Source organism: Pseudomonas sp. NyZ201 (genome assembly GCF_049860765.1).
In the GTDB taxonomy this organism is placed as follows: Bacteria; Pseudomonadota; Gammaproteobacteria; order Pseudomonadales; family Pseudomonadaceae; genus Aquipseudomonas; species Aquipseudomonas bharatica.
On record NZ_CP187557.1, the window covers coordinates 2407765 to 2426035 of the forward strand.

General features: G+C 64.4%; 18 protein-coding genes and 1 pseudogene. 7 read left to right on the forward strand and 12 right to left on the reverse strand.

Annotation, left to right across the window (positions count from 1 at the left end; all coding sequences use genetic code 11):
* Positions 1-4 precede the first annotated feature (4 nt).
* The 5 genes and pseudogenes from ACPFMA_RS10720 (at position 5) to ACPFMA_RS10740 (ending at position 5536) form a co-directional block, all read left to right on the forward strand.
* Positions 5-1057, forward strand: coding sequence for an NADP(H)-dependent aldo-keto reductase (locus ACPFMA_RS10720; RefSeq protein ID WP_425930138.1), 1053 nt, complete (start codon positions 5-7; stop codon positions 1055-1057).
* Positions 1058-1200: 143 nt separating this feature from the next.
* Positions 1201-1449 carry a hypothetical protein gene (locus ACPFMA_RS10725; protein ID WP_425930139.1) on the forward strand — a complete coding sequence of 83 codons (249 nt, stop codon included), beginning with the start codon at positions 1201-1203 and terminating at the stop codon, positions 1447-1449.
* Positions 1450-1625: 176 nt separating this feature from the next.
* The gene (locus ACPFMA_RS10730) at positions 1626-4160 is read left to right on the forward strand and encodes an EAL domain-containing protein (RefSeq protein WP_420057150.1); all 2535 of its coding nucleotides are present in this window, start codon (positions 1626-1628) and stop codon (positions 4158-4160) included.
* Between the two features lie 149 nt (positions 4161-4309).
* Positions 4310-4990 (forward strand): annotated as a pseudogene (locus ACPFMA_RS10735) (PAS domain-containing protein); the annotation flags it as partial.
* 135 nt (positions 4991-5125) lie between these two features.
* The gene (locus ACPFMA_RS10740; RefSeq protein WP_376699756.1) at positions 5126-5536 is read left to right on the forward strand and encodes a methyl-accepting chemotaxis protein; all 411 of its coding nucleotides are present in this window, start codon (positions 5126-5128) and stop codon (positions 5534-5536) included.
* Between the two features lie 100 nt (positions 5537-5636).
* On the opposite strand, the gene ACPFMA_RS10745 is transcribed toward ACPFMA_RS10740, so the two are convergent.
* The 8 genes from ACPFMA_RS10745 to ACPFMA_RS10780 form a co-directional block, all read right to left on the reverse strand.
* A complete protein-coding gene (locus tag ACPFMA_RS10745) occupies positions 5637-6935 on the reverse strand; it encodes an NAD(P)/FAD-dependent oxidoreductase (RefSeq protein WP_420057151.1) in 1299 nt (432 codons plus the stop codon).
* A gap of 280 nt (positions 6936-7215) precedes the next feature.
* Positions 7216-8136, reverse strand: coding sequence for a 3,4-dihydroxyphenylacetate 2,3-dioxygenase (gene hpaD, locus ACPFMA_RS10750; protein ID WP_064302819.1), 921 nt, complete (start codon positions 8134-8136; stop codon positions 7216-7218).
* Positions 8137-8360: 224 nt separating this feature from the next.
* Positions 8361-9293, reverse strand: a complete 933-nt coding sequence (locus ACPFMA_RS10755) for a phosphatidate cytidylyltransferase (RefSeq protein WP_425930140.1) — start codon at positions 9291-9293, stop codon at positions 8361-8363.
* A 1-nt stretch (position 9294) separates the two neighbouring features.
* Positions 9295-9918 carry a lysophospholipid acyltransferase family protein gene (locus ACPFMA_RS10760; RefSeq protein WP_064302817.1) on the reverse strand — a complete coding sequence of 208 codons (624 nt, stop codon included), beginning with the start codon at positions 9916-9918 and terminating at the stop codon, positions 9295-9297.
* An 11-nt stretch (positions 9919-9929) separates the two neighbouring features.
* Complete coding sequence (locus tag ACPFMA_RS10765) at positions 9930-10385, reverse strand: hypothetical protein (RefSeq protein ID WP_009401614.1); 456 nt, start codon at positions 10383-10385, stop codon at positions 9930-9932.
* Positions 10382-11701 (reverse strand): phosphatase PAP2/dual specificity phosphatase family protein, encoded by a 1320-nt coding sequence (locus ACPFMA_RS10770; RefSeq protein WP_425930141.1) that lies wholly within the window; start codon positions 11699-11701, stop codon positions 10382-10384. Before ACPFMA_RS10770 ends, ACPFMA_RS10765 begins: the two co-directional genes overlap by 4 nt.
* Entirely contained in the window at positions 11701-13455 is a 1755-nt protein-coding gene (locus ACPFMA_RS10775) for a bifunctional alpha/beta hydrolase/class I SAM-dependent methyltransferase (protein ID WP_425930142.1), read from the reverse strand. Before ACPFMA_RS10775 ends, ACPFMA_RS10770 begins: the two co-directional genes overlap by 1 nt.
* A gap of 11 nt (positions 13456-13466) precedes the next feature.
* On the reverse strand, positions 13467-14084 hold the full coding sequence (locus ACPFMA_RS10780; RefSeq protein WP_081263153.1) for a CDP-alcohol phosphatidyltransferase family protein: 618 nt from the start codon (positions 14082-14084) through the stop codon (positions 13467-13469).
* 164 nt (positions 14085-14248) lie between these two features.
* On the opposite strand from ACPFMA_RS10780, the gene ACPFMA_RS10785 reads away from it, so the two are divergent.
* Both ACPFMA_RS10785 and map read left to right on the forward strand, forming a co-directional pair.
* Positions 14249-14503: a ParD-like family protein gene (locus ACPFMA_RS10785; RefSeq protein WP_064302814.1), complete on the forward strand. Its 255-nt coding sequence runs from the start codon at positions 14249-14251 to the stop codon at positions 14501-14503.
* The gene (gene map, locus ACPFMA_RS10790; protein ID WP_420057156.1) at positions 14500-15270 is read left to right on the forward strand and encodes a type I methionyl aminopeptidase; all 771 of its coding nucleotides are present in this window, start codon (positions 14500-14502) and stop codon (positions 15268-15270) included. The genes ACPFMA_RS10785 and map overlap by 4 nt, the downstream gene beginning before the upstream one ends.
* A gap of 98 nt (positions 15271-15368) precedes the next feature.
* Here map and ACPFMA_RS10795 read toward each other — a convergent pair whose 3' ends face one another.
* From ACPFMA_RS10795 to ACPFMA_RS10810, 4 genes are read right to left on the reverse strand one after another with little or no spacing between them, the layout of a single operon-like run.
* The gene (locus ACPFMA_RS10795; RefSeq protein ID WP_425930143.1) at positions 15369-16097 is read right to left on the reverse strand and encodes an amino acid ABC transporter ATP-binding protein; all 729 of its coding nucleotides are present in this window, start codon (positions 16095-16097) and stop codon (positions 15369-15371) included.
* Positions 16084-16734 (reverse strand): amino acid ABC transporter permease, encoded by a 651-nt coding sequence (locus ACPFMA_RS10800; RefSeq protein ID WP_420057313.1) that lies wholly within the window; start codon positions 16732-16734, stop codon positions 16084-16086. The genes ACPFMA_RS10795 and ACPFMA_RS10800 overlap by 14 nt, the downstream gene beginning before the upstream one ends.
* Complete coding sequence (locus tag ACPFMA_RS10805; RefSeq protein WP_064302811.1) at positions 16731-17396, reverse strand: amino acid ABC transporter permease; 666 nt, start codon at positions 17394-17396, stop codon at positions 16731-16733. Before ACPFMA_RS10805 ends, ACPFMA_RS10800 begins: the two co-directional genes overlap by 4 nt.
* Positions 17397-17406: 10 nt before the next feature.
* A complete protein-coding gene (locus ACPFMA_RS10810) occupies positions 17407-18186 on the reverse strand; it encodes a transporter substrate-binding domain-containing protein (RefSeq protein ID WP_425930144.1) in 780 nt (259 codons plus the stop codon).
* Positions 18187-18271 lie beyond the last annotated feature (85 nt).

The window sequence follows — 18271 nt, forward strand, 5'->3', positions numbered from 1 at the left end:
CAGCATGCGTTACCGCCAATTGGGCAACAGTGAACTCCAGGTCAGCGTGCTTGGCCTGGGCAGCATGACCTGGGGGCATCAGAACAGCGAGGCCGAGGCGCACCAGCAGATCGAGCTGGCGCTGGCCGCCGGGGTCAACCTGATCGACACCGCCGAGATGTACCCCACGCCGACCAACGCCGAAACCTGGCGTACCACCGAGCGCTACATCGGCAACTGGCTGGCGGCCAGCGGGCGGCGCGACGAGGTGATCCTGGCGAGCAAGATCGCCGGACCGTCCAGCGAGAAGGCGCCGCAGCCGCATATTCGTGGCGGCCTCAGCCGGCATGACCGGCGCAATATCGTCGAGGCGCTGGAGGGCAGCCTGCAACGCCTGCGCACGGACTATCTGGATCTCTATCAACTGCACTGGCCGGATCGTCGCACCACCACCTTCGGCCAGCGCGAATACGCGTGGCAGGACGATCCCGAAAGCATTGCCATCGAGGAAACCCTGGCGGTGCTGGCCGAGCAGGTGCAGGCGGGCAAGGTGCGGCATATCGGCGTTTCCAATGAAACGCCGTGGGGTGTTGCCGAGTTCATCAAGCAGAGCGAACGCTTGGGTTTGCCGCGGATTATCAGTGTGCAGAATCCCTACAGCCTGCTGAACCGGTTGTATGAGGGCGGGCTGTCGGAGTTCGGTCACCGGGAAGGCATCGGCTTGCTGGCGTACTCGCCGCTGGCCTTCGGGGCGTTGACCGGCAAGTACCTGGGCGGCGCGCGACCGGCGGGTTCGCGGTTATCGTCGCTGTACCGCACCTTCAATCGCTACGACAGTCCATCGGCCCAGGCGGCCATCGCAGATTACGTGGAGATTGCCCGGGCGCATGGGCTGACCCCGGCCCAACTGGCGCTGGCGGCGGTGATCGACAAGCCGTTCGTTGCCAGTGCGCTGACCGGACAGACCAGCCTGGCGCAGTTGCGCGAGAACCTGGGGGCGCTGGATGTGGTGCTGGGTGACGAGCTGCGTGGGCAGCTTCAGGCTGTTCACCAACGGATTCCCAATCCGGCGCCCTGAGCGCAAGCCGGTCACGGGCGCTGTGGGGGGCGAACAACAGTTCCAGAGCACGACGCATACCCTGTGGGCGGGTTCACCCGCGATTGCGATGGTGAATTCATTACCGCAATCGCTGGCAAGCGCCCACAAGGTCCGCGCCGGGCATGAATGCTGCGGCTGACCCAGCACCCTGTGGGAGCTGGCTTGCCAGCGATGAGGCCATCAGCCTCACCCTGGATCCGGCGATGTACCCCACAGGGTACGCGGTGTTCAGAAGTATTGTTGTTGTCAGTTTTATTAAATCGGCACTAGCACAGTCCATCCAATATTCATTGATCCAGATCAATTATTTTAAAAACGAAGTTTTGATTAATCGTTTGTCCTTTCGCCAGTTTCCCGGCGCCGGAAAATAATCCGAATAATATCTTGCCGAGTAATGGCTAAGCGCCATATCGCGGCGTAAGCTATGCCCCCGCGCCAGTCGCGCACCTCCCGGCCCCAGAGGCTCTACGCTTGGTCATGCAGTGCTTTGCTGCATGGCTTCGTAGCGCTTTGGCCGCTTTCAACAAGTTGCGTTCGGATCGACTTGATGTCCACTACCCGGAATCTTTCTGAGATCTTCGTTCATACCCTGGAACAAGCCATCGACAGTGTTGTTGTGATCGATAGCGATAACCGCGTCATCCTCTTCAACGGTGCCGCGGAAAAGTTGTGGGGTTTTCATCGCGAAGAAGTGCTCGGCAATAATGTGAGCATGTTGGTACCGGAGAATATCCGCAGCAAACATGACGGTTATGTCGATAGCAATCGCCGTACCGGGGTCAACAAGATCGTCGGCACTACCCGCGACGTGCCGATCCACAAAAAGGACGGCAGCCAGCGCTGGGGTTCGATGTCGATCTCGCGGGTCGAGACCGAGGGGCAGATTCTCTACACCGCCTTCGTCAAGGACGTGACCGAGCAGCGCAAGGAGCGCAAGCGCACCAAGCTGTTGTCGCTGGTGGCCGACCAGACCGACAACGCGATCTTCATCACCGACGGTAGCGGCAGGCTGGTGTACCTGAACAAGGGCTTCGAAAAGCTGTTCGGCTACCACCTGGAGGAGATCGCCGACTGCCAGCCGGCGCAACTGCTGGTGCCGGATCTGCCACCGCAGCGGCTGGTGGGGTTGCAGCGCGATTTGCGCGGCGGGCGCTCGTGCCAGGTCGAGGAGTTGTTGCAGGTCAAGGGCGGCGAGCGCATCTGGTGCAACGTGGCGATCAACCCGGTGGCCGGGGCCAATGGCGAACTGGCCCATACCGTGACCGTGCTCACCGATATCACCGCCTCGAAGATCCATCAGGTGCTGCAGCACTGCATTCTCGACGCCATGGTTCGGGAAATGCCCCTGGCGTCGGTGATGGACCTGCTGTGCAGCGAAATCCGGCGCATGGCGCCCGAGGTCCGCGCCGCGGTGATCCAGGTCGACGAGGACGGCGCCATGCACCCGCTGGCGGCACCGGGTTTTTCCGAGCGCTACGGGCAACTGCTGGAGGGCATGCCGATCCGCGATGGCATCGGCTCGTCCAGTGTGGCCGCCTGCCGTGGCGAAATGGTCTTTGCCCGGGACATCGCCAGCGATCCGCACTGGACACCGATCCGCGACGAGTGCAGGGCGCTGGGTATCAGCAGCGCCTGGTCGATTCCGATCAAGAGCGCCAAGGGGGCGGCGATCGGCGTCCTGGCCTTTTATTATGGCGAGCACCGCACGCCTTCGGTCCTCCACCAGCAGATCGTCGAGGTGGTCCTGCCGCTGTGTGCCGTGGCCATGGAGCGCGAGGCCAACCGCGAGAGCATTCGCCAACTGGCGTTCTACGACAGCCTGACCCGCCTGCCCAACCGCAGCCTGCTGCACGCCAATGCCGACCATGCCTTGATCGAGGCGCGGCGTACCCGGACGGCCTTGGCGGTGCTGTTCATCGATCTCGATCGCTTCAAGCAGATCAACGATTCCCTGGGGCATCCGGCGGGGGACGAACTGCTCAAGCTGGTAGCCCAGCGCCTGGGCGCCAACCGCAATAGCAACGATATCGTCGGCCGCCTGTCCGGCGACGAGTTCGTGGTGGTGCTGCCCGATTGCGACAGCGAGCGGGTCAACGACACCATCGAGGAGATCCGCCAGGCGATTTCCCAGCCGTGCCGGATCGCCGGCTCCTGTTTCTCGCCCTCGGCCAGTATCGGCGTGAGCCTGTATCCGCGCGACGGCCACGATATGAGCAGCCTGATCCACCGCGCCGACATGGCCATGTACCAGGCCAAGAGTGCCGGGCGCGGGCGGTTCAGCTTTTTCAGCCACGAGCTCGACGAACTGGCCCAGGAGCGCCAGGCCCTGGAAAGCGCGTTGCGCGAGGCGATCGCGCAGGGCTCGCTGCAACTGCATTACCAGCCCCAGGTGACCATCGAAGACGGCCAGGTCTATGGCGTCGAGGCCCTGGCTCGCTGGACCCACCCGACCTTCGGTGTGGTCTCGCCGGCGCGCTTCATCCCGCTGGCCGAGGAGTGCGGGCTGATTACCGAACTGGGCCACTGGGCTTTGCGCGAGGCCTGCCGGCAACTGGCGGCATGGCGGCGCAAGGGCCTGAACATTCCTGCGGTGTCGGTGAACCTGTCACCGAGCAACTTCCATAACCTGGACCTGGCCGCAATGATCGGCAACGTCCTCGACCAGCACGGCCTGGCTGCCACGGACCTGACCCTCGAACTCACCGAGAACCTGCTGCTCGATACCAATCCCGGGACCATGAAGGTCCTGCATGAGCTCAATGCCCGGGGCATCCGCCTGGCCATGGACGACTTCGGTACCGGTTATTCGAGCTTGAGTTATCTGCGCAAGCTGCCGATACAGGAACTGAAGCTGGATCGCAGTTTCGTGCTGGATCTGGAAGCGGACGAAACCAGCCGGGCGCTGAGTGACGCAGTAATGCGCATCGGCGATAGCCTGCACCTGAAAGTCGTGGCCGAAGGGGTCGAGCAACACGGCCAGTACCGGATTCTGAAGGACCAGGGGTATCACGTCGTCCAGGGCTACCTGTTGTCGAAGCCGCTCCCGGCGCACGACCTGGAAGCCTGGATGATGAAGTATTGACGCATTGATCGGGCAAGCTGCTCACACTTTCGCACTCTTGGAGGTAATCCCTCATGTTTCCAGCGTATCGGCGGCTCAAGCAGGAACTGGCAGAGGCACAGGACCGGCTTTCATCCCTCGAGCAGGTCAAGGAAAGCCTCGACCGCGAGATGCTCTTTCTCAAGTTGAACTCCCAGGGCCAGGTTCTTTCGGCCAATGCCAATTTCCTCGGCGAAATGCAGTACTCCGCCGCTGCGGTGGAGGGCAAGGTCCTGTTCGGCCTGGTTCCGGAGTATGCCCAGGGCACCAACCACTTCAACCTGATGAAGCGCGCGATCCAGAGCGGCGAGCACTGGGCCGGGGCCTTGCAGCTCAAGCGCGGCAATGGCAACGAGGCCTGGTTGCGCGCCATCGTCCAGCCGATCAAGGACCGCAACGGCCAGGTCAACTACATCTCGCTGTATGCAAACGACCTGACCCGCACCATCGAGTCGTCCCGTGAGCGCGAGAACCTGATCGAGGCCCTGCAGCGTTCCACCGCCGTGGTCGAATTCGACCTGCAAGGCAATGTGCTGACCGCCAACGAGCGGTTCCTGCAGGGCATGGGCTATACGCTGGCGGCCCTCAAGGGCCAGCATCACCGGGTGTTCTGCGATCCTGCCGAAGTCGCCTCGCCGCAGTACGAGCGCTTCTGGGACAAGCTGCGCCGCGGTGAATTCATCGCCGACCGCTTCAAGCGCATCGACAGCCATGGCCAGGTGGTCTGGCTGGAGGCGACCTACAACCCGATCTCCGATGCCCATGGGCGGCTGTACAAGATCGTCAAGTTCGCCACGGTGATCACCGACCAGGTCAACCGTGAAATCGCCGTGTCCAAGGCTGCGGAAATCGCCTTCACCACCTCGCAGCACACCGACGACAGTGCCCGCCGCGGCAGCGTGGTGATCCAGGAAACCGTAGAGGTGATCCAGGGCCTGGCAGTGCAGATGGCGGCGGCCGTGGAGGGCATCGCGGCGCTGGACAAGCAGTCGCAGATCGTCGGCAGCATCGTCAAGAGCATCGGCGGCATTGCCGACCAGACCAACCTGCTGGCGCTCAACGCGGCCATCGAGGCGGCCCGGGCAGGGGAGCAGGGCCGCGGATTCGCGGTGGTCGCCGACGAAGTGCGGCAGCTGGCGTCGCGCACCACCAAGGCCACCGAGGAAATCGTCGATGTGGTCACGCAGAACCAGAAACTGGCCGAGGAAGCGGTGCGCATCATCGAGCAAGGCAAGGCCCGGGCCGAGCAGGGCCTGGAGCTATCGGCCCAGGCGGGCAATGTGATCGTCGAGATCCAGGACGGCGCGCAGAAGGTGGTGAACGCGGTGGGGCAGTTTACCAATCAGCTATCGGTGTGAACCTGGAGGGCCTCATCGCTGGCAAGCCAGCTCCCACAGGGCACGGCCCTGTGGGAGCCGGCGTTGCCGGCGATGAGGCCCTCAGCAACAACCAAGAGCTTCAACGCCTGCCGTTGAAGAACCCGGATAACTGGTGCAGCGTCTTCGCCGCCGTGAGGATTGCCGGGCGGAAATGGTCCTTGCCGATGATCCGCGCATGCTTCACCGAGCTGAACAGGTCGTAGCGGCTGGAGCCCTCGGCCATGCCTTCGGCGAGGATCTTGCAGACGATATGGCTCGGGGTCACCCCGAAACCGGAGTAGCCCTGCACATAGAAGGCATTGCGCCGACCACCGAGCGTGCCGATCTGCGGGAACAGGTTGGCGCTGGTGGCCATCGGGCCGCCCCAGGCGAGGTCGATCTTCACGTCCTTGAGGTAGGGGAAGATCTTCAGCATCAAGGCGCGGTTCCAGGCCTTGAGGTCGTTGGGGATGTGCTCGATGAAGGGCGTCGCGGCACCGAACAGCAGGCGGTTTTCGTTGGTCACCCGGTAGTAGTCGATGACCGGGCGGATATCGCTGTAGGCCCCGCGGATCGGGCTGATGCGCTGGATCAACTCGTCGGAAAGCGGCTCGGTCATCAACTGGAAGGCGTAGGTGTTGATGGTACGGCTGTGCAGTTCCGGCTCCAGCTTGTTGAGGAAGCTGTCGCAGGCCCACAGCAGCTTGGCGGCCTTCACCGACCCGCGGCCGGTGCGCACGGTGATGGTGTCGCCATAGCGCACTTCGAGGGCGGCGCTGTGTTCGAAGATGCGCACGCCGTGGCTCACCAGGGCCTGGGCTTCGCCGAGCAGCAGGTTGAGCGAATGCACGTGGCCGCCACCCATGTGCAGCAGGGCGCTGCTGTAGGCGTCGGAGCCAATGATCTGCTTGACCTCGGAACCGCCGAGGAAGCGGATTTCATCCTTGGTATTGACCTTCTTGAACTCCTGCTCCCAGTTGCGCAGGGTGCGGGCCTGCCGGGCGTTGAAACCCATGTAGCCGTAGCCATGGCGAAAGTCGGCATCGATGTTGTACCGGGCGATTCGCTCCTTGATGATCCCGGCGCCCAGCTCGCTGATTTCGAAGATCTGCTGCAGGCCTTGTTCGCCGACGCTGCTGCGGATTTTCTCGAGGTCGTGGCCGATGCCGGCCATGATCTGCCCGCCATTGCGCCCGGTGCCGCCGAAGCCCAGGTAGCGCGCTTCCAGCACCACGATATTGGTGATGCCTTTCTCGGCCAGTTCCAGGGCGGTGTTGATGCCGGAGAAACCACCGCCGATCACCACCACGTCGGCTTCGATATCGGCTTCCAGGGTGGGAAAGGCGAGGTTGTACTTCTTGGTGGCGGAGTAGTAGGTGGGCGTTTCGACGTTGATCATGGGGCGGCCTGAATAATTGGAGTTGGGCAGGGGCGACCGTGGCGCTTGTTACACTTTGCATTAAATGCCTAACGGTCGGTAGGTGCTTGACTCAGGTTGCCGGGGGATTTGATCGGGGCTGCCAAGAGAAGTGGAGATCTTGCCGGAGAGGATCTTTTGGATTTGATGGCCTCATCGCCGGCAACGCCGGCTCCCACAGGGTTCTGAGCCACTGAATCCGGGCATGACACCGAACCTTGTGGGAGCCGGCGTTGCCGGCGATGAGGCCCTTGGATCTGGATTACAACCGGCCAAACGCTGCCAATTGCCCCGAAGACGCCTGCGCCGCCGGAATCGCCGAGCCATCCTGCGGGGTCACCGGGAAGATCGCATTGATCTGCCCGGTCGCCGACGAACCGAAGTAAGGCGTGACCACCTCGACCTTGCCATCGTACTTCGACCAGCCCAGGGCGCCGAGAAGCATGGCGGTGTCATGCATGAAACCTTCGCCATGGCCCTTGACCGCATATTCCGGAAGCATGGTGCAGAAGTCGTCCCACTCGGCGTTTTCCCACATTTGCACCACGCGGTGGTCGAGGGTTTCCAGGAACGGGCTCCAGACCTTGTCGGCGAATTCCGGGGCCTGGCCGTTCTGGGCGAAACGGTGCGACAGCGAACCGCTGGCGAGGAAGGCGACGGTCCCCTCGTAGTGATCCTCCACCGCCTTGCGCAGGGCCCAGCCCAGGCGTGCACTGTCGTTGAGGTAATGCGAGGTGCACAGGGCGGAAACCGAGACGACCTTGAAGTGCTGGTCTTCGTTCATGTAGCGCATCGGCACCAAGGTGCCGTATTCCGGGCCGAGGCTGGTGGCGTCGTGGGCCATGGTCTCGACGCCGAGGCGGTTGGCCTCGGCGGCCATCAGCTTGCCCAGCAAGGCATTGCCCGGCACTTCGTAGTCCATGTTGGCGATGAAGTGCGGCAGCTCGTTGCTGGTGTAGGTGCCCTTGAAGTGCGGGCTGCAGTTGATGTGGTAGTTGGCGTTGACCAGCCAGTGGGTGTCGAACACCACCAGGGTGTCGACCCCCAGTTCGCGGCAGCGCCGGGAAATCTCCTTGTGGCCATCGATCGCGGCCTGGCGATACCCCTGGCGTGGGCCGGGCAGCTCGGAAAGATACATGGACGGAACGTGGGTGATCTTGGCAGCCAGAGCAAGTTTGCCCATGACGGTACTCCTGGTGGCAGACGCCCTCCTGGCGGGGCGCGGCGATTATCGGACGTTGGCACGCAGGCACCATCGGCCAGTGGCTGGCTCTTGTGGCCCGTCCCGGACTCGGGAAATGCGGGCTGCCCATTGGACACGGTCACCCGCGTCACCGCTTGCCTTCCTCTGCCAAGCACTTGACCCAGCTTGCCACGGGTGGCTGGGGGCCACCAGTGGCAGGCCGCTTATGCCCACCAATACCGGACGAAATGGAAGAAGATCGGCGCCGCAAAGCACACGGAGTCCATCCGGTCGAGCATGCCGCCGTGGCCCTCGATCATGTGGCCCCAGTCCTTGACCCCGCGGTCGCGCTTGATCGCCGACATCACCAGGCCGCCGAAGAAGCCCATGATATTCACCACCAGGGCCATCAGCGCCGCCTGCCAGGGGCTGAACGGCGTGATCCAGTACAGCGCGGCGCCGACCAGGGTGGCCAGGGCCACGCCGCCGACCAGGCCTTCCAGGGTCTTGGACGGGGAGAGCGACGGTGCGACCTTGCGCTTGCCGAACAACTTGCCGCAGACGTACTGCAACACGTCGCTGATCTGCACCACGAGGATCAGCCAGGCGATCAGCAGCAGGTTGCGCCCCTCGAAGCCGGGGATGTCCAGGGTCATCAGTGCCGGCACCGAGGACAGGCAGTAGACCGCTATCATCAGCCCCCACTGCACCTTGGACGCGCGTTCGAGAAAACGCGTGGTATCGCCGCCGAAGCTGGCCAGGATCGGCAACAACAAGAACAGGTACACCGGAATGAAGATGCTGAACAGCCCGTACCAGTCGAAGCCGATCAGCAGGTACTGCACCGGCAGCGCCACGTAGAACGCCAGCACCAGCGCCGGATAGTCGCTGCGCCGGGTCGGGGTGAGGGTGATGAATTCGCGCAATGCGTAGAACGACACCAGGTAGAACAGCACGATCACCCCGGTCTTGCCGAAGATGAACGCCAGCCCGATGACCAGGACCATCACCCACCAGGCGTCGATACGTGCATTCAAGTTATCGATCACCACGTGTGGGCCGGGGCCGGCGCGCCATTTCAAGGCGCGGCCGATCAGGCTGGCAAGCAGGAGCAGGGCGCCGATGCCGGCGAACAGTGGCCAGGCGGAAGCGTGCATGTCAGACCTCCTTCGGGGCCAGGGCCAGCAGGGCATGGCTGGCGCGTTCGATAAAGGCCTGCTTGCTCTCGTCGGCCTGCAGTTGCAGCGGCTCGCCGAAGCTCAGGGTGCACAGCAGCGGCAGGGGCAGGGTGCGCCCCTTGGGCATGACCCGGTTGAGGTTGGCGATCCACACCGGTACCAGTTCGATGTCCGGTTGCGCCCGGGCCAGGTGGAACAGCCCGCTCTTGAACGGCAGCAAGGGCTCGTCGCCGAGATTGCGCGTGCCTTCCGGGAAGAAGATCAGCGAATCACCCTGGGCCAGGGCCTCTTTCACGGGCAGCAGCGGATCGGCCTCGGGCTCGCTGCGCTGACGGTCCAGCAGCACGCCGTTGAACACCTTGCGGATCAGGAAACTGCGGATCCCGGGCTTGAGCCAGTAATCGGCCCCGGCCACCGGGCGGGTGCGGCGGCGCAGGGTTTCCGGCAAGGAAGCCCAGATCAGCACGAAGTCGCCGTGGCTGCTGTGGTTGGCGAAATACAGGCGCTGGATCGGCAGCGGGCTGCAGCCCAGCCACAGGGCACGGGCCCCGGTGACCAGGCGGGCGAAGGAAGTGATGAGGAAGGCGGTGAATGTAGCGAGCATGGGTGCGTCCTTTATGCAGCCGGTGGAAGCCAGGGCAGGATCAGCAGCCCCGACAACGCCAATGACACTTGTACAGCGAAACAGATGCCTTGCCGGCGCAACAGACGCAAGGCGCCGCGACAACGGGCCAGCCAGTCGCGCTCGGCCACGCCGCGTTTCAGGCCCAGTTCGTACAGGGCCTGGTCGAGGGCCCGGGTGCGGCTGCCCAAGCGTCCGGCATCGTTGGCCAGGGCGCCGATCAATTCGGCATCCAGGGCCACGCGCAGGGCATGGTACTTCTGCGCCAGCCCAAGGATCAGCAGCAAGGCACATAGCGTGCTGGTCAGGCCGGGATGACGGGGCGCCAGCAGCAGCGGCGCCAGGCCGAAACCCAGGGCCAGCAGGCTGATGCCGTCGGACAGCCTTTCGATCTGCCGACCGCGCTCCAGCAAGCGCGCAGTCAGGGCCAGTTGCGGTTCTTCGCTCATGGACAGGCTCCCGGGTGCAAGCGTTCCAGCACGCGGCGGTGGGCCGGGTACAGCACCACGCCGGGCCGGGCCTGGCGGATCAGCGCCTCGGCCGCGTCGATATCCGCGCAGCGGCCGCTGAGTACCAGCCAGGCCGCCACCGCGCTGGCGCTGCGCGAGTAGCCCAGGGCACAGCAGACCAGCAGCGGGCCATGGACGCGCAAGGCTTCGATGGTCGCTGCGGCCTCACGGCACAGCGCGGCGTCCGCTACCACCAGGTCCAGGCTGGGCAGGCTGCGATAGTGCTGGCCAGGGTCGGGCGTCATCGGCAGTTCGGCACACAGATCGACTATCCCGGAGAAGGCCGTGGCCTCGCCCCGGGCGGGCAGGCGACCGAGCCAGACGCCGGCGCAGACCTCATCGGCCTGCGGGTGACGGCGGGTCCACAGGCGTGAATTGATCCAGGCTGCCGCCAGATAGGGTGCCAGCAGCCAGCGTACCGCGCAGGACAGGTTGCCATCGGCCCCTTTCTGGAAGCCGGCAGCGCCGAACACGGCGTAGTTCAGCGCCACCATCAGCAGCGCAATGCCGGGCCACAACAGCCAGAGCCAGAAGCCTTTCAAGGTGAAGGCCAGCGCTGCGAGCAGTCCGGCCCCCAGGCCGTAGCGCAGGGCCAGGCCGAGACGCCGTCGCGACGATTGCAGGCGCGCCAGGCGCAATGGCAGCTCGCCTTCCCGGGGCCACAGCCACAGGCACAGGAAACCGGCCAGGGCACCCGTGGGGAGGTCGATGAAATGGTGTTGCCAGGTGGTCAGTACCGACAGCCCGATCAGCGCCATCCAGGCATGCATCAGGCCACGTAGCCAAGCCCCGCGGGTATGCCGGGCGAACATCGCCCAGATGATCACCAGCAGGGCGATATGCAGGGATGGCGCCTGGTTGTAAGGCTTGTCGAAGCCCATCAGCACATCGAACAGCCAGCCGAATGCGCCAGCGAGTTCCGGGCGCTCGAAGGTGAAGCGCAGCGGCCAGAGCAGGAAGCAGGCGATGCAGATCAGTTGGGCGCTGAGCAGGCGCAGCGCGTGCAGGTCCATTTCCCGGCGATTGCGCGGGAGCAGGAAGGACAGGCCGTAGAGCAGGTCGATGGACCAGTAGGGCACGATGCTCCACGACCACAGGGGAATGTGGCGTTCCCAGTCGAAGACCAGCGTGCCGACGTCGTTGCGCCCGGCGGTGAAGCTGTTGCTCAGGCCATAGCTGAGGAAGAACAGCGGGCCGAGCAACAGCAGCCAGAGCACACCGCGCTTGATCAGCCCCGGTTCGCGCGAGACCTGCATCAACGTACCCGCCGGGCCAGGCTGACGCTGAAGATGCCCCATTCATCGATGCGCTGCTCCAGCTTGCGGAAGCCGGCGGCCTCGACCAGTTGGTCCATCTCCGCCTGGCTGCGCCGACGCATGACCCAGGGCTGACCGTCGCGATGGCTGGTCAGGGCGCGGGCGATCATCTCCAATTGCGGGTGCCACGGCTGGCCGGTGTAGACCAGGTAGCCGCCGTCTTCGACGGCATCGGCCAGGCCGCCGAGGGAGGCGCGGATCAGGTCGTTGTCGGGGAACAGCTCGTACAGCCCGGACACCACCGCCACGCTCGGCCGTGGATCGAGGGCGGCGAGGGACGCCCGGTCGAAGGCGTCGCCACGCACGAAGCGGGCGATATCGCCCAGGCCTTTCTCCTCGATCAGCGCGCTGCCCTGGCTGACGTTCAGCTCGCTGTAGTCGCGCAGCAGGATCGAATCGGGACGCTGTTCCAGCCCTTCCAGTGCTTCGAGAATGTAGCGCCCGTGGCCGGCGGCGATATCGACGATATGCACCGCCCGCCCTTGTTCGCGCAGGCGGGCGATGGCCAGGCGCAGCAGTTCCTCGGCATGCAGCTTGCGCTGGCGGATGCCGCGCCAGCCGATGGCGTCGAGGTAGTTGCGGTCCACCAACTGGCCGAAGTTGCCCTTGCCGGCGGGCTGGTTACGGTAAACGTAGTCGAGGGTGCTGCCGGAATCGAAACCGGTGTCGAAGCCCAGCTTGATGCCCTCGGACAGCCCCTTGCCCAGGCGCAGCGAGGCGCGGGTGGCCTGCCAGTAGAGGTTGCGCAGCGAGTATTTCGGCAACGGCGCAGCCAGGCTCTCGGCCTCGGCGCAACTGGCGCCCTGCCTGTCGGCGTCGAGCAGGCTCGGGCGCTGCGCGGGCTGCTGGAAACACTGGCGGACGAAACGCCGGATCCGTGCCAGGGCATGGCCGCGATCGCGCTCGCCGAGGGTGTCGTGGAAGAAGCCGGGGAGGATGTGCTTTTCCTTGTGCAGGGTGCCAAGGCGCTCGAAGAAATCTTCCTGCGGCTTGCGCCGGACCACCACGTCGGCCCCGGAAATCAGCAGTTGCGTGGGGATCTGGATCGCCTGGGCGTCGGCCACCACCCGGTCTGCAGCATCGTACAGGCCAAGCAGCATGTTCACCGAGATCGGCCGGGTGATCAGCGGATCGCTGCGGTAGCTCAGCACCCGCTCCGGATCATGGGTAAGCAACTGCGGCTTGACGTAGCTGTTGACGAAGAAATTGCCGCGCCAGGCGCGCAGGGCCTTGAGACCGGGGCGGGCGAAGGGCACGTACAGCTTGATATCGAAGGCCGGCGAGGCCAGCACCAGGCAGCGCACCTTGGGCGCGTAGTCATGGGCCCAGGTCGCCACCAGCACGGCGCCGACGCTTTGGGCGAGAACGGCGATATCCGTTTCGGGAATCCCGTGCTGGTCGCCGATATGGTAAATGAAGGTCTGCACGTCGCGCACGCTGTGGGCGAAGCCCGGGCTGTCGCCGCGGGTACCCGGGGACTGGCCGTGGCCGCGGGCGTCCCAGGCGAAGAAGTCGTGGTCGGGCAGGTCCAGTTCGTCTACCAGGTGAGCCATGCGGCCGCCGTGTTCATGGCCGCGATGGAACATGACCACGGCCTTCCTGGCCTGCCCCGGCTCGCGTTGCGCCGGCCAGTGGCGGTAGAACAGTTCGACGCCGTCGTGGGTGGTGAAATGCGATGAGTGCGCCTGGCGCATGGGACATATCCTTATCCAGCAGGGAATTCGCGGGTTTCTGCCAGACCTTGGCGAACCCGGTTATAGAGGGTGAACAGGCACAACAGGAGGACCACCAGCAGCACGCCGTTGACCCAGGCAGCCGGGATGGCGAAGGCCACTGCCAGGCCCAGGGCACCGAAGACGAAGGCACGGTCGCTCTTGCCCATGGGGCCGTCGTAGCGTCGCGACGCCCCGGCCAGCGGACCCATGACCCCGGCGTATTCGCTGACCAGCGCGGCCACCGCCACCAGTACCACCAGCAGCGGCCAGACCCCGGGCAGCAGGGCGAAGGGCAGGTACAGCGCGGTATCGGCAATGACGTCGCAGAGTTCGTTGAGGTAGGCGCCCAGGCGCGATTGCTGGCCGAACTCCCGGGCGAGCATGCCGTCCACGGCGTTGAGCGCCATGCGCAGTAGCATCCATAGCGGCAGCAGGGCGAACAGCCACGCATGGGAAGCGCCCCAGGCCAGCAGCACGCCGAGCAGTACGGAGACCAGGGCGGCGACGAGGGTCACCTGGTTGGCGGTGACGCCGCGCTCATGGAGGCGGCTGACACCCGGGCGCAACAGCGCCTGGAAGCGGGGTTTGAGCTGGTAGATCGATGGCACTTGAACTTCCTTGAGCAGATGCGTGACCGGGCTATCGATAAAGCGTAAGCGCGAAACTGTGCTTTTCCAGCGAAGCGCCGTACAGGGCTTCAAGCGGGAAATGTTACCCAGCGCAAATTTTCGGGTAGTATACGATTCGTCTGCGTTTCATATAGGAAATGTCCATGGGTATCGTAAAGATCTCTGAAAGCATGCATGAGAGCCTTCGCGTCGCCAGTAGTGCCCTGAGTCGCTCGATCAATGCCCAGGCCGAACACTGGATGCGCATCGGCATGCTCGCCGAGCTGCATCCCGACCTGAACCACAACGAAATCTGCCGTCTGCTGATCCAGGCCGAACAGCAGGGCGGCCTCGATATCAGGCAGGTCTGCGCCCTCGACGGCGCCTCGAACCCACGTGTCCTGGAGGCCCAGCATTGAGAAACATCACCCTGCATACCCCCGAGCAGGTCGCCCGCTCGCGCATCGCCGCCGAACTGGCCGCCGATGTGCTGGCGATGATCAAGCCGCATGTCCAGCCCGGGGTCAGCACCGATGAGCTGGACCGCATCTGCCACGACTACATCGTCAACGTGCAGAAGGCCATCCCGGCCAACGTCGGCTACCACGGTTTCCCCAAGACCCTCTGCGTCTCGGTCAACGAGGTGGTGTGCCACGGCATTCCGTCGGCACGGGTGCTCAACGAAGGTGACATCGTCAATATCGACACGGCAGTGATCAAGGACGGCTGGTATGGCGATACCAGCCGCATGTACACCGTGGGCAAGGTCAGTGCCGAAGCCCAGCGCTTGATCGACGTGACCTTCGAGGCCATGTGGGCGGGGATTCGCGTGGTGCGGCCGGGGGCGACCCTGGGCGATATCGGCCACGCCATCCAGTCGGTGGGCGAGGGCGCCGGATTCAGCGTGGTCCGCGAATACTGCGGACATGGCATCGGGCAGGTCTACCATGGCGAACCGCAGATCCTGCATTTCGGCCAGCGTGGCTATGGCATGCGCCTGAAGGAAGGGATGATCTTCACCATCGAGCCGATGCTCAACTATGGCAAGCGCCAGACCCAGACCCTGGCGGACCAGTGGACGGTGGTCACCAGGGACAATTCATTGTCGGCGCAATGGGAGCATATGGTGGTGGTGACCAATGATGGGTTCGAGGTCCTCACCACCTGGCCTGAGGACCGCCGCTAACCTTGTGGGCACTGGCTTGCCAGAAGTTGGGCCTGACCTGACACCATCATTGCTCAAGCTGGCCTCATCGCTGGCAAGCCAGCTCCCACAGGGTGTGTTCAGGCAACACTCCCGATGAAATTCGCCAGCTCCGGCGTTTGCGGTGCGTCGAACAGTACCTTCGGATCGCCCATCTCATGCAGCTTGCCCTGGTGCATGAACACCAGCTTGTCGCCGACCTCACGGGCAAAGCGCATTTCGTGGGTGACCATCACCAGGGTCATGCCTTCCCGCGCCAGTTCGCGGACCACCGCCAGCACTTCGTTGACCAGCTCCGGGTCCAGCGCCGAGGTGATTTCATCGCACAACAGCACTTTCGGCGACATCGCCAGGGCCCGGGCGATGGCCACCCGCTGCTGCTGGCCACCGGAAAGCTGGTCGGGGAAGGCGTCGAAACGGTTGCCCAGGCCGACCCGGTCGAGCATGCGCTGCGCCAGCTCGCGGGCTTCGGCCTTGGGCGTCTTCTTCACCAGTTGCGGGGCGAGCATGACGTTCTCGCCGATGCTCAGGTGCGGGAACAGGTTGAACTGCTGGAAGATCATCCCGACCTTCTGTCGCAACGACCGCAGGTCGGCACGGGCGGCGTCGAGGTACTCGCCGTCCACCTCGATCACCCCGTCATTGATCGACTCGAGGCCGTTAAGGGTGCGCAGCAAGGTGCTCTTGCCCGAGCCGCTGCGGCCGATGATCGCCACCACCTCGCCTTGCTCGATGCTCAGGTCGACACCCTTGAGGACATGGTTGTCCCCGTAGTATTTGTGCAACGCGGACACTCTAACCAGCGGCATGCAGCCTCCTCTCCAGGTAACGCGCACCCAGGGACAATGGAAAACACAGGATGAAATAGCCCAGGGCAACCAGGCCGTAGATCAGGAAGGGTTCGAACGTGGCATTGGCCAGCATGCCGCCGGTCTTGGTCAGCTCGGTGAAACCGATGATCGAGGTCACCGCGGTGCCCTTGACCACCTGCACCGAAAAGCCGACGGTCGGCGCCACGGCGATACGCAGGGCTTGCGGCAGGATCACATGGCGCAGTTGCTCGTAGCGGTTCAGCGCCAGGCTCGAGCCGGCCTCCCATTGCCCGCGCGGGATCGACTCGACGCAGCCGCGCCAGATCTCGGCGAGGAAAGCGCTGGTGAACAGGGTCAAGGCCACTGCCGCCGCCATCCAGGCCGAGACGTCGATGCCGAACAGGGCAATGCCGAAGAACACCATGAACAGTTGCATCAGCAGTGGCGTGCCCTGGAACAGCTCGATATAGCAGCGGGCAAGCACGCGCAGGCTGGCATTTTCCGAGATTCGTGCCAGCAGCATCAGCAAACCGCCCAGGCCGCCGCAGACGAAGGCCACCAGCGACAGCAGCAGGGTCCACTGCAGGCCGACCAGCAGGTTGCGGACGATGTCCCACAAGGTGAATTCCATCAGCCTCTCCTCAGGATCAGGCGCCGGCCCAGTAGGTTGAGCACCTGGCGCACGGCGATGGCCATCAGCAGGTACACCAGGGTGGTCAGCAGGTAGGTTTCGAAGGCGCGGAAGTTGCGTGACTGGATGAAGTTGGCGGCGAACGACAACTCTTCGGTCGCAATCTGCGAGCACACCGCTGAACCCAGCATGACGATCACGATCTGGCTCGACAGTGCCGGCCAGACCCGCGCCAGGGCAGGGCGCAGGATCACGTGGCGGAAGGTCTCGACCCGGCTCAGGGCCAGGGCCGCCGCGGCTTCCAGCTGACCCCGCGGTATCGCCTGGATGCCGGCGCGGATGATCTCGGTGGAATAGGCGCCCAGGTTGATGATCATGGCCAGCACCGCGGCCTGCCATTCCGTCATGCGCAGGCCCAGGGCCGGCAGGCCGAAGAAGATGAAGAACAGCTGGACGATGAAGGGTGTGTTGCGGATCAGTTCCACGTACGCCGCGAACACCCAGTTGAACGGACGCAGTTGCCAGGCGCGGACCACCGCGCCAAGGATGCCCACGGCCACGCCGGCCACGGTGCCGATCAGGGTCAGCTCGAGGGTGAACAGCGCACCCTTGAGCAGCAGGTCACCCTGGGCCAGCACTGCAGCGAAATCGAATTGATAGGCCATGCGCAAGGGCTCACTGGAAGTCGGCGGGCAGCGGTTGCTTCAGCCATTTCTCGGCGTTGGCGTTGAGGCTGCCATCGTTGCGGGCTTCGGTGAGGATCGCGTTGACCTTGTCGCGCAGCGCCGGCTGCTCCTTGCTCATGCCGACGTACACCGGCGAGTCCTTGAGCTTGACCTTGAGCACCGGCACCTTCTTCGGATTCTTTTCGGCGATCGCTGCCATCACCACGCTGCCGCTGGCAATCAGATCGACCTGGCCGGACAGGTAGGCGGCGATGGTCGAGTTGTTGTCCTCGAAGCGCTTGATGGTGGCGCCCTGTGGGGCCACGGCGCTGAGCTCCATGTCCTCGATGGCGCCGCGGGTCACGCTGATGGTCTTGCCGGCCAGGGCCTCGACCTTATCGATGCTGCTGTCTTCGGGGCCGAACACGCCGAGGTAGAAGGGCGCGTAGGGCAGGGAGAAGTCCACCACCTTCTCGCGCTCGGGGTTCTTGCCCAGGCTCGAGATCACCAGGTCGACCTTGCCGGTGGTGAGGAAGGGAATGCGGTTGGTGCTGTTGACCGGGGTCAGGGCCAGCTTCACCCCGAGCTTGTCGGCCAGCAGTTGCGCGGTGTCGATATCCAGGCCGCGTGGCTTGAGGTCGGGGCCGACCGAGCCGAACGGCGGGAAGTCCTGGGGCACGGCGACCTTGAGCACGCCGCGCTGGGTGATGTCGCCGAGCACATCGGCCTGGGCGCCGAGGGCGCTGCCGCAGAGCAGAGTGGCAAGCAGGAGTTTGCGGAAGGAAATCATGGTCGGTGCCTCGCAGCGGAAAGGTGTGTTTCCGGCTATTGCAGCCGCCGTGCCAGCCTGCGGGGAAACCATGGAAACGGGCTGG

Bases quoted from the DNA above. Each gene is read 5' to 3' on its own strand.
- ACPFMA_RS10720 (WP_425930138.1), top strand. From the start codon at position 5: ATGCGTTACCGCCAATTGGGCAACAGTGAACTCCAGGTCAGCGTGCTT.
- ACPFMA_RS10725 (WP_425930139.1), top strand. From the start codon at position 1,201: ATGAATGCTGCGGCTGACCCAGCACCCTGTGGGAGCTGGCTTGCCAGC.
- ACPFMA_RS10730 (WP_420057150.1), top strand. From the start codon at position 1,626: ATGTCCACTACCCGGAATCTTTCTGAGATCTTCGTTCATACCCTGGAA.
- ACPFMA_RS10740 (WP_376699756.1), top strand. From the start codon at position 5,126: ATGGCGGCGGCCGTGGAGGGCATCGCGGCGCTGGACAAGCAGTCGCAG.
- ACPFMA_RS10745 (WP_420057151.1), bottom strand. From the start codon at position 6,935: ATGATCAACGTCGAAACGCCCACCTACTACTCCGCCACCAAGAAGTAC.
- hpaD (WP_064302819.1), bottom strand. From the start codon at position 8,136: ATGGGCAAACTTGCTCTGGCTGCCAAGATCACCCACGTTCCGTCCATG.
- ACPFMA_RS10755 (WP_425930140.1), bottom strand. From the start codon at position 9,293: ATGCACGCTTCCGCCTGGCCACTGTTCGCCGGCATCGGCGCCCTGCTC.
- ACPFMA_RS10760 (WP_064302817.1), bottom strand. From the start codon at position 9,918: ATGCTCGCTACATTCACCGCCTTCCTCATCACTTCCTTCGCCCGCCTG.
- ACPFMA_RS10765 (WP_009401614.1), bottom strand. From the start codon at position 10,385: ATGAGCGAAGAACCGCAACTGGCCCTGACTGCGCGCTTGCTGGAGCGC.
- ACPFMA_RS10770 (WP_425930141.1), bottom strand. From the start codon at position 11,701: ATGCAGGTCTCGCGCGAACCGGGGCTGATCAAGCGCGGTGTGCTCTGG.
- ACPFMA_RS10775 (WP_425930142.1), bottom strand. From the start codon at position 13,455: ATGCGCCAGGCGCACTCATCGCATTTCACCACCCACGACGGCGTCGAA.
- ACPFMA_RS10785 (WP_064302814.1), top strand. From the start codon at position 14,249: ATGGGTATCGTAAAGATCTCTGAAAGCATGCATGAGAGCCTTCGCGTC.
- ACPFMA_RS10795 (WP_425930143.1), bottom strand. From the start codon at position 16,097: ATGCCGCTGGTTAGAGTGTCCGCGTTGCACAAATACTACGGGGACAAC.
- ACPFMA_RS10805 (WP_064302811.1), bottom strand. From the start codon at position 17,396: ATGGCCTATCAATTCGATTTCGCTGCAGTGCTGGCCCAGGGTGACCTG.
- ACPFMA_RS10810 (WP_425930144.1), bottom strand. From the start codon at position 18,186: ATGATTTCCTTCCGCAAACTCCTGCTTGCCACTCTGCTCTGCGGCAGC.